Raw genomic sequence first — 12,577 nt, forward strand, 5'->3', positions numbered from 1 at the left:
TCAGGCGTTGAAACGGGTGCGATGCAGCATCCGCTTGTTGCGCGGATCGGGGTTTGGCACCGCCGATATCAGGCTTTTGGTATAGGGTTCTGTCGGCGCGGTGCAAATCTGCTCGGCCGAACCGGTCTCGACCACCTTGCCGCGGTGCATCACCGCAACCCGGTCGCAGAAATAGCGCACCACCGAAATATCATGCGAGATGAAGACAAAGCTCAGCCCCAGCCGCTTCTGAATCTCAAGCAGTAGATCCAAAATCTGCGAACGGATCGACACGTCGAGCGCCGCCGTCGCCTCGTCGGCGATGATCACCCTGGGGTCGAGCGCCAGGGCCCGAGCGATGCCGATGCGCTGGCGCTGCCCGCCGGAAAAGGCGTGCGGATAGCGCTCCATGGTCAGCGGATCGAGCCCCACCAGTTCCATCAGTTCCCCGACCCGGCGTTCCAGCGCGGCACCACGCGCGATCCCGGTGATATGCAGCGGATCGCCGATGATGTCGCGCACGGTCATCCGCGGATTGAGCGATGCAAAGGGGTCCTGGAACACCAGGCGCACGTCGCGGTGGAAGTCGCGCAGCTCGCGCTTCGACAGCGCCGTCACGTCGATCTCCTCGCCGTCGCGGCGATAGGTGATCTGGCCGGACGTCGGCTCGATGATGCGCAGCATCAACCGGCCCATGGTGGTCTTGCCCGAGCCGCTCTCACCGACGATCCCGAGGTTTTCGTTTGGGTAGAGATCGAGGCTCACGTCGTCGACCGCGGTCACAGCGTGGCTGGTGCTACCGAACCAGCCCTTGGTCGCGCCATAGACCTTGGTGAGATTGCGCACCGAGAGCACCGGCGCGACGGTCGGCGCAAAGCCCTCGACGCGCGCCTGGGTGCGGCGGTTTTCCTCAAGCTTCACCGTCGAGGCGAGGAGCCGCTTGGTATAGGCGTGCTGCGCGTCATGAAAGATCGCGTCCACGGGTCCCGCCTCGACGATCCGGCCATAGCGCATCACCGCGACATCATCGGCCACTTCAGCCACCACGCCCATATCATGGGTAATCAGCAGCATGGCCATGCCGCGGCTGACCTGCAGGCGTTTGATCAGGTCGAGGATTTCGGCCTGGGTCGTCACGTCGAGCGCCGTCGTCGGTTCGTCGGCGATGAGGATTTCCGGGTCGGCCGCGAGCGCCATGGCGATCATCGCGCGCTGGCGCATGCCGCCCGAGAATTCGAACGTGTAGCGGTCGATCTGGATTTCGGGATTGGGGATCTCGACCTGGCGCAGCAGCTCGATGGTCTCGGCCCGCGCCTGGCGCTTGTCCATCTGGCGGTGCAGCAGCAGCGCCTCGATGATCTGGCTGCCGATGGTATGGACCGGCGACAGCGAACTCATCGGCTCCTGAAAGATCAGCCCGATGCGCCCGCCGCGAATGCGCAGCATGTCGATGCTGTTGTCCTTCAATTGCGCGATGTCGATCGTGCTGCCCTTCTTGTCGTCGAGCAGGATGCGCCCCGAGCTGATCGCCCCATTCTTGTCGATGATGCCGAGCAGCGCCCGCGCCGTCACCGATTTGCCCGAGCCGCTTTCGCCGACGAGACAGAGCGTTTCGCCACGGCGCAGCTCGAAACTCACATTGCGTGCGGCATGCAAGGTCTGCGTGCGTAGGCGGAAATCGAGGCTCAGGTCCTCGACCCGCAGGATCACCTCGGGATCGGGCGCGGCGCTCACGGAACTGGCCGTTGTGGGGTAGTGGGTCATCGGCTCAGCTCTCATAGGGGTCTGCGGCGTCGCGCAGACCGTCGCCGAGGAAGTTGTAGGCCAGCACCGTCAGCACCACGGCGCCGCCGGGCCACAGCAGGAGCCAGGGCGCGGTGGCGATGGTGCGCACATTCTGCGCTTCCTGCAGCAGCACGCCCCAGCTCACCACCGGCGCCTTGAGGCCGATGCCGAGAAAGCTCAGCGCCGTCTCCGCGACGATCATCGTCGGCAGCGCCAGGGTCAGCACCGCGAGAATGTGGCTGGTGAGCGAGGGCAGGATATGGCGGAAGATCACCCGACGTTCCGAGGAGCCGTCGAGCTTGGCGGCCGTGACGAAGTCCTCGCCGCGCAGCGCGAAGAACCTCCCGCGCACCTCGCGCGCCAGCCCGGTCCAGCCGAACAGCGAAACGATCAGCGTGATGATGAAATAGACCGTCAGCGGCGACCAGGTCAGCGGGATGGCTGCGGCAAGACCGAGCCAGAGCGGGATGGTCGGCATTGAGGAAATCACCTCAATCACCCGCTGGATCACCAGATCCACGGTGCCACCATAAAAGCCCGACAGCGCACCGAGAATGACGCCGAGGCACAGGCTGATCCCGACGCCGATCAAGCCGATCGACATGGAAATGCGGGTGCCGTGGATCAGCCGGCTGAGCAGGTCCCGGCCCAGCTTGTCGGTGCCCAGCAGATACATGGTATCGGTCGATTTCAGCGGCCCGAGCAGATGAGTGTCCATGGGGATCAGGCCCCACAGCTTGTAGGGCTGGCCCTTCACGAAAAAGCCGATCGGCACGACCTTGTCCTCGTCGATCGTATAGCTGCGGCGCAGCGAGGCCTGGTCGACCTCCATACGATAGCCGGTGACATGCAACTGGAAGCGGTCGTCGCCCTCAGGCGTCTTGACGAAGAGGCGGATCTCCTGCGGCGGCGCATAGGTAAAGCGCGGCTTCGAAAGATGCGGCAGGGTCGGCGCCAGAAATTCGGCGAAGAGCGCCACCAGATAGAGCAGACCAATGATCACGCCGGCGACGATCGCCACCTTGTTCTTGGCGAACTTGTGCCAGATCAGCGTCCACTGGCCCGCGGCCGCGATCTCTTCGATCTGGCCATCGGTGCGCAGGGACGAAACGGCGGGGCCGGTCTCGGTTTCGTCGGTGATGAAGGTATGTGTACTCATCAGTTGAACCGGATCCGGGGGTCGAGCAGGGCGAGCAGCAGGTCGGAGACCAGCATGCCGATCAGGGTCAACACGCCCATCAACAGGATGAAGCTGCCGGCGAGATACATGTCCTGGCTGATCAGGGCGCGCAGCAGCAGCGGCCCGGCCGTCGGAAGGTTGAGAACGATGGCGGTGATGGTGACGCCCGAGATCAGTTCGGGCAGTACCCAGCCGATGGCCGAGACGAAGGGATTAAGCGCAATCCGCACCGGATATTTCAGCACCACCTTGTAGCCCGGCAAACCCTTGGCCTTGGCGGTGATCACATAGGGCTTGTTGAGCTCATCGGTGAGATTGGCGCGCAGGATCCGGATCAGCGCCGCGGTGCCCGAGGTGCCGATGACGATCACCGGGATCCAGAGGTGCGCCAGAAGGTCGACGAACTTGTCCCAGCTCCAGGGCGCCTCGACATATTGCGGCGAGAACAGCCCGCCGACGCTCTGGCCCATGAACTTGTAGCTCACGTACATCAGGCTGAGCGCCAGAATGAAATTGGGAATGGCGAGGCCGAGAAAGCCGAGGAAGGTGAAGGCATAGTCGCCGACCGAATGCCGCCGCACGGCCGAATAGATGCCGATCGGCAGCGACACGGCCCAGACGAACAGCAGCGAGGCGATGGAGATCGCGAGGGTCGAGCCCATGCGTTCCCAGATCAGGTCGGCCACCGGGCGGTTCCACTCGAAGGAATAGCCGAAATCGCCGCGGGTGAGGATGCCGGTGATCCACTTGAAATATTGCAGCCAGATCGGATCGTCGAAGCCATAGGAGCGGCGCAACGCCTCGATCTGCTGCGGATCGACGTTCTGCCCACTGTCCGACATCGAGGCGATCATCGAGGTGACGTAGTCGCCGGGCGGCAGTTGGATGATCAGGAAGGCGATCATCGACATGCCGATCAGCGTCGGGATCATGTAGAGCAGCCGCTTGATGATGAAACGCAGCATGACGTGCCTCAGGCCCAGCTCAACCGGATGGCTTCGAGCGTATCGAGCCCGGGGATGGTGACGCTGACGCGGCCGTCTTTTTCGGTCGCGTCCAGCGTGCCGCCGGCGACCAGCGCCTCGGCGGCCGCAAAGCTGCGGCCCTCGGGAATGGCGATCGACAGCTGCTGCGGGCCGACCGGATAAATCTCGCGGATCGGCCCCTTCATCATCATCGGGTTGGTGAGGTTATTGAGCACCACCGTGGTCGCGTCGGCGCCTTCGCGCACCGAGATATCGAGCACCGACTTGCCCGTGGTCTCGACATCGGGGCGTTTGCCGAGCGCCCAGCGCACGGCATTCTCGATCAGCTGGCCATGGTCGCGGGTCATCACTTCCCAGAAGATCCCGCCGATATTCCAGGGAATGAACACGGTGCGGCCACCGCCATCGTGCTGGCGGGTCACCACCGCGGCCCCTTTGGGCGCTTCGCGCGGGTAGACCTCTTCCATCGGCAGGTCGGGGAAATCCGGCACATAAAGGAACGGCTGCTCGGTGTCCTCCGCCGCGTCGACGGCCATCAGCCGGGTGCCCCCCATGATCCGGTTGGCGCCCGCAAATCCTTCGGTCAACTGATGCGTGCCGTTGAGCGCGATATAGGTGTTCTTGACGATGCCGCGGGTCGGCGCCGTGCGGGTGACGCCGAGCAGCGGGCCGAGACCCAGCGTCTCGCGCGTCGCATTGTCGGCGGTGCGGGTGCCGCTCTCGAAGGCCGCGACGAGCGATCCGCCGCGGGCCACATAGGCGTCTAGCATTGCGATCTGCGCATCGTCGAGGCAGGTGTTGTTGGCCAGCACCAGCACCTTGAAGCGGTCGAGACCCTCCGGCGTCATCGCCTGGTCCGAGACCAGTTCGAAGGGAATCTTGGCTTCCACCAGCGCGTGGTAGAAGCCGAAATCATCGGCCTCGGCGGTGCGGCGGGTGTCCTGGCCATGGTGCCGCAGCGTCGTCGAGGGATCGAGGATCGCCACCTCGGCCACCGGCCGGGTCCCGGCCAGCGCCGGCTCGAGTTTCGCGTGCAGCGCAAAGCTCTTGCTGATCGGCTCAACCCAGCGGTCGTCGGGCACGACGCCGTTGAACTTGGTGAACCAGGGCAAGAGGCCCTGCGTCGTGCCATTGTCCATCCAGGCGCGCATTTCCGGCCCGGTCGTCACCGCGTCCTTCCAGCGATACTGGTTTTCCGGCCCGATCGAGGTGATGAGGATCGCTGGGCGCTCGGGGAAGGTGGCGCGCATGCGCTTGCCGTTTCGCCCGCTCATCCACACCGGCTCGGTGCCGTGCCGCGCCTGGTCGTCGACGCAGAGGAAGGGGCAGTAGCGTTCGATCATTTCGAGATCGAACTCCATCAGCGAGACCGACCCCATGTTGGGAATGAAGCTGGTGTGCGGCTTGATCGCCTTCATCGCCTCGTCCCATTCGACCACCAGCCGGCTCAATTGCTGGCGGCGCCAGCCGCTCCAGGCGCGCCAGGCGGGGTTTTCGACGCTGTCGTCGCGCGGCAGGTCGTAGCCGGTCGCCGCCTTGAAGTTCGTGGTGCAGCTTTGGCAATAGCAGACGCCGTGCCCCTGCCAGCGATTGGCGAAGATCGCGTCGATATCGTAGTTCGCGGTCAGCTCGCGCAGCACTTCGGGCATGAACCTGAAGTTGTAGTCGGAATAGGCGCAGGTCACCCAGACATCCGGGAAAGCCCAGTGACGGCGCGGCTTGCCTTCAGCATCGACGGCGATCCATTCGGGATGCGCGTCGGCGGCGTCCTGGTGAATGGCATGCGGATCGACCCGCGCCATCACATGCATGCCGAGTTCCCGCGCCCCGTCGACCAGCGTCCCGAAAGGATCGGTGTCGCCGATGAAGCGGCTGACGTGATGCAGCAGCACCTGCGAGGGATAGTAGGCCACATAGCCGCCCGCCGAGATGCAGGTCGCGTTGGACTGAGTGCGCTTGAAGATCTCGATCCAGTAGGCCGGATCGAACTTGACCGGGTCATCCTCTGCCAGCGTCAGCTGGGTCCAGCGTGTCGCAGACCGGTACCAGTCCGGGGTTCTGAGCGTGTTGGCGGCCTGCGGCTTGGCGTCGAGCATAGGATGGTCTCACGGTTTGGATACGGCTCCGCCGGCACCGGGAGGGCCACCGGCGGAGAGTGGCCGCCGCCCGCGGGCGACAGCCGAATGGTGCTTTGGTGATCAGTCCTTGAAGAACTGCTCCGGACGCGCCGGGCCGGGCGTCGGCCAGCCGAAGGAGTTCGGCATCGTGTCCATCAGGTTGACGACGTCGTTCTTGACCACGCCATAGCCGTCGGGCGGCAGGCTGACGCCGAAGGTCAGAAACTGGTCGGCGGCGTTCTGCAGCAGCTCGGCCATCAGCTCGTTCTGCTTGGCTTCGTCGCCGGTCGCGAGCAGCCGCTTGTAGAGCTCCTGCTGGGCCTTGACCTCGGCCGGCGGCTCGATGGCATCGGGATTGTCCGGCTCGGTGTAATAGAGCGACCAGCCCGGGGCGTAGAGCGCGTTGGAGTTGAACGGTACGAAGTAGCGCGCGTCGAGCATGGCGGCGACGCCGGAGTTGGCGCCGAACTGATGCGCGGTCGCATCGAACTCGCGGCCGCGGCGCACCCGGGTCTCCCACAGCGAGCGGTCCATGGTGCGCATCTGGGCGTCGATGCCGACATCCTGGAACATCGGCAGGGCCAGTTCGAACATGTCGAGGAAGGTCGAGCGGGCCTGGTCGATCTCGAAGATGATCGACACGCGGCGACCCTCGGAATCGAGACGATAGCCCTCGCTGTCCTTTTCCGGGATGATCTCGTCCAGCATGGCGTTGGCTTTGTCCGGATCATACTCGGTGAACTGCTTGGCCAGCTGCTCATTGTAGAGCGGATCGCCTTCCTGGATCGAGGCATGGGCCGGAGACCCTTGCCCCACAAACACCGCCTCGATCAGCGCCTGCCGATCGACCGCAAGCGACAGCGCCTGGCGGAATTCCTTGGTGTTGAACAGCTCGTTCTTCACCGGGTCGGTGTGGTTCAGGTTGAGCTGGAACACCATGACGTTAGCGGCGGATTCCTTGAGCGTATAGAAACCGTAATTGCCGGCCTCCTGCCCGTCGAACAGCACCGGCTTGTTCGCCGGGGTCGCGATGTACTGGTCCATGATGTCGATTTCGCCCTGCAGCGTCTTGAGCAGCAGCACTTCGGGGTCGGCGACCATCTGGTAGACGATGCGGTCAAAGTACGGCAGCTGGGTGCCGGCGGTATCGACCTTGAAATAGTAGGGATTGCGCAGCGCAATCGCCTGCTCGGTGCTCTGGCCGGGCGCGGATTCGAAGTACCAGGCGTTGAGCGTCGGGCGGTCGGAATTCTGGAAGAAGGTATTGTCGTCGAGCATGCCGATCTCGCGCTGGAACAGCGGGATCCAGCTCTCCAGCCCCTCGTCCTTGGCCAACTGGTCGGCGTCCGGATTGTAGCGGATGTGGAACTGCTCGAGATAGTGCTTGGGCGTCCGCGTAAGCTGGTCCTGCTGGGCCCAGGCGAGCTGCTGCAGGAAGAAGCCGTTCGGCGCGGTGAACTTCACCTTGAAGGTCTGCTCGTCGACAACCTCGAGCTGGCCCGGCTCACCCTCGGTGTACCAGAAGGAATTGCCGCCCAGCGAGGTCTCGGCGTCCATGAAATAGGCGTCGTACCAGAACTGCACGTCAGCCGTGGTGAAGGGCGCGCCATCCGACCACTTGTGCCCCTCACGCAGCGTGATGGTGTATTCGGTCGAGTCGTCGCTGACCGAATAGGACTCGGCGACATTCTCCTCGATGCCCGACCAGTCGGGGGTGAAGCGCACCAGCGGCTCGTAGCCCTGGTAGCGCACCAGCATCGACAGCGAGCCGCCACCGACGAGCGCATGGTTCCAGTCGCCACCCTGCTGGCCAACGCGCTCGAGCGGCGTGATGACCAGCGGATTGGCCGGCAGGCGCTCGGCGACAGGCGGCAGATCGCCCGCCGAAACGGCCGACTCCAGCATGGGGGATTCGGCATAGTCCTGGGCAAGGGCGGGGCCGCTCAGGGCAAGCGCGCCTGCAAAGGCAGATGACGCGACCAGAAAGGCTCTACGAGAGATGCGTGACATGGGTTCCTCCGAAGCTCAACGGCCTTAGGGCCTGTTATGGGCTGTCGTTAGGCTTGCACCGGTATTTTGTTAGGTAAAGTGTTATGTTTCATGTTGATGCGAAGTTATGATCTGCTTTAGGTTTGAGCAGAATGTGCAGCCGCCTCCGCGTTGAGCAGATGACGGCCTAAGTGGCAGCAGAGGCCATTGTTCATGAGGCCAGGCTGTCTCTTGGGAACAACGGGTTGTGCGCGCGGGTTGGTTAGGTTGCGTTATTGGCGGTGTTTGCTTAGGAACGCAGGACAAGCAGGAGATCGGCATGGCCCGCGTCACATTGGCGACCATTGCAGAACGCACAGGACTGTCGAAATTCGCGGTGTCCCGTGCGCTGAGCGGCAAGGATGGCGTCAGCGCCGAAACGCGCAGCCGGGTGCAGGCCGTCGCTGCTGAACTGGGCTATGTCCGCGCGCTGACCGACGGCGAGCAGCCAGTGCTAGGGGTGGTGTTCCACGACACCGATCTGATCAATTCCGAGCTGCATCTGCTGGTGCAGTCGGGGTTTCAGGCCGAAGCGCAAAGGCGGGGCTATCAGGTGCGCATGCGCTGGACCCATGACCCGGACGAGGTCGAGCGCTTTGCCCGCAGTTGCAGCGGCATTGCCATGGTCGGTCCACACGTCAAGGACAGCATGTACCGAGTGCGCGCCATGGGCGTGCCGGTGGCGCGCAACGGCTGGCTCGATCCGCTGGAGCCGTTCGACATCGTTTCGGGCACCGACCACGAAGCGGCCTCTGCCGTGGCGCATTACCTGCTCGGTCTGGGGCATCGCCGCATCGTTTATGTGCATGGCGCGCCGGGCTATCGCGGCCGTGTCGAGCGCTTCTATGGCATGCGCGAAGTGCTGGAAAAGCACGCCGACGTGCAGTTTCTGGAAATGAAGTTCGACGCCGAGATCCGCTTCACCGAGCATCTCGCCAAGGCGCGGGCCGACGGCTTTCACCCCACGGCATTCTTTTGCGCGCATGACGGGCTGGCGCTGACGGTGATGTCCGAACTGCTGCGGCTCGGCCATCGCATCCCCGAAGAGATCAGCATCATCGGCTTCGGCGATTATTCCGCCGCAACGCAGATCTCGCCGCATCTCACCACGGTGAAGGTGCATGGGCTCGAGATCGGCGCCGGGCTGGTGCAGGTGCTCGACGACCGGGTGCACCAGCGGGTATCGCCCGATGTGCCGCGGCGAATCATGATGGCCGCACGCATCGTCGAGCGCGCCTCGACCGCCCCGGCGCTCGATCTCGACGACGACGACGCGCAGCAGGCCGCGACCGGCTGAACGCCGGTCGGACGCTCAGCCCTTCACGGCGCCGCCGGTCAGGCCCGAGATGATGTAGCGCTGGGCGAGCAGGAAGAACAGCAGCGCCGGGATGATGGTCAGCGTCAGGAAAGCCAGGATGCGCGGCCAGTCGGTGCTGTACTGCCCCTGATACTGCATGATGCCCAGCGGCCACGGGAAGGCCGCGTCGTTGTTGAGCATGATCAGCGGCAAGAGGAAGTTGTTCCAGCTGGTGACAAAGGCGAACACCCCCACGGTCGCGATGATCGGCAGGCTCAGCGGCAAAACGATGTGCCAGAAAATCCTGAGATAGCCGCAGCGATCCATGCGCGCTGCCTCGATCAGCTCGGTCGGCAGCTCCTGGAAAAAGGAGCGGAACAGCAGCATCGAGAACGCCAGATTGAACGCCACCTGCGGCAGGATCACCGCCATGGGATTGTCCAGCAGGCCCATGTCGCGAATGGTGATGAACAGCGGCAGGATGGCGGTCGCGAAGGGAAACAGCAGCCCCAGCATGAACAGGCTGGTCAGCATCGAGCGGCCGAAGAAGCGGATGTGCGACAGTGCGAAGGCCGCCATGGCCGACGTCAGCAGCGTCAGGATGACCGTGAAGAAGGCGATCACCAGCGAATTCCAGAGGAACTGGAAGAACGCCCCCTGCGCCAGGATATCGGTGAAGTTCGTCGGGTCCCAGCTCTGCGGCAGGCCGAAGGGGCTGGTGCGCAATTCGCCGATCGATTTGAAGCCGCCGAGCGCCGTCGTATAGAACGGCACCAGGATGAACAGGGCGACGAGAATGATCGTCACCCATTGCCCGATGGAAATCTCGGGCCGGCTGCCGACGATGGTTAGCCTGCGTTTCGCGCTCATGCCGGGTCCCTCGTAAACAGCAGACGGCGGTAGATCAGCGTCACCGCCACGCACAGGATGAACAGGATCACGCTCACCGCGCCGCCGAAGCCGATCTTCATGCGCAGGATGCCGAACTGGTAGAGGAAGGACACGATCGTGTGGCTGGAGTTCGAGGGTCCGCCACCGGTCAGCGGCAGGATCACGTCGAACAGCTGCAGAGAGCCGACAATGGCGAAGAAGACGCTGATGACGATCGAATTGCGGATCATCGGGATCTTCACATACCACATGATCTTCCATTTCGAGACGCCGTCGAGCCGCGCCGCCTCGAGCACTTCGTTGGGGATCGACTGCAGGCCGGCGATATAGATCATCATGTGGAAGCCGAAATACTTCCACACGATCACCAGGCCAATGGCCGGGATCACCCAGAAGCGATCGGCCAGCACAAAGGGCAGTTCTGTCCCCGTGAGGTCGCCGACGGCGGGCAAGAGCCCGTAATTGCCGTCATAGACGAACTTCCAGATCAGCCCCGCGGCGACGTCGGCCAGCATGTAGGGGACGAAAAAGATCGTCCTGAAAATCGAGACGAACCAGGCCTTCTGATAGAGCGCCAGCGCCACCCAAAGGGCGAGCGGCAGCTGAATCAGCAGCGAGACGACCGACAGGATGATGGTGTTGCGGATCGCGGTCGAAAAATGCCGCTGGGTGATCACGTCGTCATAGTTCTCGACGCCGACGAACTCGGTGATCGGGCCGTAGCCGTTCCACTTGTAGAAGGAAAAGATGAAAGCGTTGATCAGCGGCCAGAGCACGAAGATCGAGAAAAGTGCCAGGGCTGGTACGACCAGCAGCGCAATGGCGAACAGCTTCTTGCTGTCGAAGCGGCGTTTCGGGCGCCGCGCGGGCGCGCCCTGAAGCGCAGCATTGGCCGTCATATCGGTCATTCAAATCTATCCGCTGAAACAATGATCCGGGTGCGGACCGGGGCGCTCCGGGCGTGCACCCAACAGGGATGGGTGCGGGACCTCAGGCCCCGCACCCGTCACAGACTCAGCGTGCCGATTCGGCCGCGTCCTGCAGCTCTTCGGCTGCTTCTTCCGGCGAAATCGAGCCGGCGGCGAGTTCGATCGACAGGTCGTTGATCACGCCACCAACATCCGGGCCAAGGGCCTGGTCGAAGAACAGGGCGTGCCAATGGGCCTGGTTGATGTCCTCGGCGACCATCTTCTTGTACGGGTTGGTCATGTCATCGGCCGCACCGGCGACGATCGGGATGTAGAAGGACTTGTCAGCGAAGTCCTTCTGCACTTCGGCGCTGTTGAACCACTCGATGAACTTGACCGCTTCATCCGAAGCGTTCTTCGAGAAGAGCCAGCCGGAGAGACCACCCAGCGTGTCCGACGGATCGCCGGCACCGCCCTCGAGGGTCGGGAACGGCAGAATGCCGAGGCTCTCGTCCGGAATACCGGCCTTGTCAGCCGAGTTGTCCTTCATGACCGAATAGTCCCAGTCACCCATCAGGTGCATCGCGGCCTTGCCGTCGCCGAAGTAGCCCGAAGCGTCGCCATAGGCGGCGGCTTCAAAGCCCTGCTGGAAGGGATCGAGCTGGCCGAGCTCATAAAGGTACTCGGCTGCCTTGACGAAAGGCTCGTCGGTGAAGCTGGCGTCACCCGCCGCAGCGGCGTTGAACGCATCCTCGCCAGCGAGGCGCACGATCATCTTGGACCACCAGAAGTGGGCGGGCCACTTGTCCTTGCCGCCGAGTGCGAGCGGGGTGATGTCGTTTTCCTTGAAGGTCTTCACCGCTTCGATGAAGCCGTCCCAGGTCGACAGCGACTCGGGATCGACGCCGGCCTGCTCGAACAGATCCTTGTTGTACCACAGCACGACTTCACCCACGTCGCGAGCGATGCCGTAGAGCTCGCCATTGCGGGTGAAGGCGGAGACACCGGCCGAGCCGATGCTGTCCAGCGTTGCCTGGTCGACGACATCGCCGATCGGACGGACGACGCCGGCCTCGACCTGCGCGTCCATGACGCCGCCGCCCCAGCTGAAGAAGATGTCCGGCGCCTGGTCGGACTGCAGCAGGGTGGTCAGCTTGGCCTTGAAGGCCTCGTTTTCCAGAAACTGGTCGTCGATGGTCACATCGGGGTTCATCGATTCATAGGTGCGCGCCGCGTTCTTGAGCAGCTCGACTTCTTCCGGAATCGAGGTGATGTGCAGCCAGCGCACGGTGGTTTCGGCGAGTGCGGGCGACGCACCCAGCACAGCGATAGTTGCGGCCAGAGCCCAACGTTTCATGATCTTCCTCCCATTGTCCGTCATGCCTCAGAACTGGTCTGGGCCAATT

The 12,577-nt window shown here is 63.5% G+C and carries 9 protein-coding genes; 1 reads left to right on the forward strand and 8 read right to left on the reverse strand.

The features are described from left to right. The 5 genes from ACN0TK_RS03575 to ACN0TK_RS03595 form a co-directional block, all read right to left on the reverse strand. On the reverse strand, window positions 1–1,743 hold the full coding sequence (locus ACN0TK_RS03575) for an ABC transporter ATP-binding protein (protein ID WP_417308068.1): 1,743 nt from the start codon (window positions 1,741–1,743) through the stop codon (window positions 1–3). 4 nt (window positions 1,744–1,747) lie between these two features. After that, window positions 1,748–2,923, reverse strand: coding sequence for an ABC transporter permease (locus tag ACN0TK_RS03580; protein WP_417308069.1), 1,176 nt, complete (start codon window positions 2,921–2,923; stop codon window positions 1,748–1,750). Beyond that, complete coding sequence (locus ACN0TK_RS03585; protein ID WP_417308070.1) at window positions 2,923–3,909, reverse strand: ABC transporter permease; 987 nt, start codon at window positions 3,907–3,909, stop codon at window positions 2,923–2,925. The genes ACN0TK_RS03580 and ACN0TK_RS03585 overlap by 1 nt, the downstream gene beginning before the upstream one ends. A gap of 8 nt (window positions 3,910–3,917) precedes the next feature. After that, window positions 3,918–6,026 (reverse strand): family 10 glycosylhydrolase, encoded by a 2,109-nt coding sequence (locus ACN0TK_RS03590; RefSeq protein WP_417308071.1) that lies wholly within the window; start codon window positions 6,024–6,026, stop codon window positions 3,918–3,920. A 102-nt stretch (window positions 6,027–6,128) separates the two neighbouring features. Further along, window positions 6,129–8,057: an ABC transporter substrate-binding protein gene (locus tag ACN0TK_RS03595; protein ID WP_417308072.1), complete on the reverse strand. Its 1,929-nt coding sequence runs from the start codon at window positions 8,055–8,057 to the stop codon at window positions 6,129–6,131. A gap of 298 nt (window positions 8,058–8,355) precedes the next feature. Here ACN0TK_RS03595 and ACN0TK_RS03600 point away from each other — a divergent pair, with 298 nt between their 5' ends. After that, window positions 8,356–9,372 carry a LacI family DNA-binding transcriptional regulator gene (locus ACN0TK_RS03600; RefSeq protein ID WP_417308073.1) on the forward strand — a complete coding sequence of 339 codons (1,017 nt, stop codon included), beginning with the start codon at window positions 8,356–8,358 and terminating at the stop codon, window positions 9,370–9,372. A gap of 15 nt (window positions 9,373–9,387) precedes the next feature. Here ACN0TK_RS03600 and ACN0TK_RS03605 read toward each other — a convergent pair whose 3' ends face one another. From ACN0TK_RS03605 to ACN0TK_RS03615, 3 genes are all read right to left on the reverse strand, one after another. Then, window positions 9,388–10,242, reverse strand: coding sequence for a carbohydrate ABC transporter permease (locus tag ACN0TK_RS03605; RefSeq protein WP_417308074.1), 855 nt, complete (start codon window positions 10,240–10,242; stop codon window positions 9,388–9,390). Further along, window positions 10,239–11,171, reverse strand: a complete 933-nt coding sequence (locus tag ACN0TK_RS03610; protein ID WP_417308075.1) for a carbohydrate ABC transporter permease — start codon at window positions 11,169–11,171, stop codon at window positions 10,239–10,241. The genes ACN0TK_RS03605 and ACN0TK_RS03610 overlap by 4 nt, the downstream gene beginning before the upstream one ends. A 106-nt stretch (window positions 11,172–11,277) precedes the next feature. Then, window positions 11,278–12,528, reverse strand: a complete 1,251-nt coding sequence (locus tag ACN0TK_RS03615) for an extracellular solute-binding protein (protein ID WP_417308076.1) — start codon at window positions 12,526–12,528, stop codon at window positions 11,278–11,280. Window positions 12,529–12,577 lie beyond the last annotated feature (49 nt).

Origin of the sequence: Devosia sp. (assembly GCF_048261455.1) — a bacterium.
Lineage (GTDB): Bacteria > Pseudomonadota > Alphaproteobacteria > Rhizobiales > Devosiaceae > Devosia_A.

Excerpts from the sequence above, each read along its gene's own strand:
- ACN0TK_RS03585 (WP_417308070.1), bottom strand. The coding sequence starts at position 3,909 with ATGCTGCGTTTCATCATCAAGCGGCTGCTCTACATGATCCCGACGCTG.
- ACN0TK_RS03590 (WP_417308071.1), bottom strand. The coding sequence starts at position 6,026 with ATGCTCGACGCCAAGCCGCAGGCCGCCAACACGCTCAGAACCCCGGAC.
- ACN0TK_RS03615 (WP_417308076.1), bottom strand. The coding sequence starts at position 12,528 with ATGAAACGTTGGGCTCTGGCCGCAACTATCGCTGTGCTGGGTGCGTCG.
- ACN0TK_RS03575 (WP_417308068.1), bottom strand. The coding sequence starts at position 1,743 with ATGACCCACTACCCCACAACGGCCAGTTCCGTGAGCGCCGCGCCCGAT.
- ACN0TK_RS03595 (WP_417308072.1), bottom strand. The coding sequence starts at position 8,057 with ATGTCACGCATCTCTCGTAGAGCCTTTCTGGTCGCGTCATCTGCCTTT.
- ACN0TK_RS03605 (WP_417308074.1), bottom strand. The coding sequence starts at position 10,242 with ATGAGCGCGAAACGCAGGCTAACCATCGTCGGCAGCCGGCCCGAGATT.
- ACN0TK_RS03580 (WP_417308069.1), bottom strand. The coding sequence starts at position 2,923 with ATGAGTACACATACCTTCATCACCGACGAAACCGAGACCGGCCCCGCC.
- ACN0TK_RS03600 (WP_417308073.1), top strand. The coding sequence starts at position 8,356 with ATGGCCCGCGTCACATTGGCGACCATTGCAGAACGCACAGGACTGTCG.
- ACN0TK_RS03610 (WP_417308075.1), bottom strand. The coding sequence starts at position 11,171 with ATGACCGATATGACGGCCAATGCTGCGCTTCAGGGCGCGCCCGCGCGG.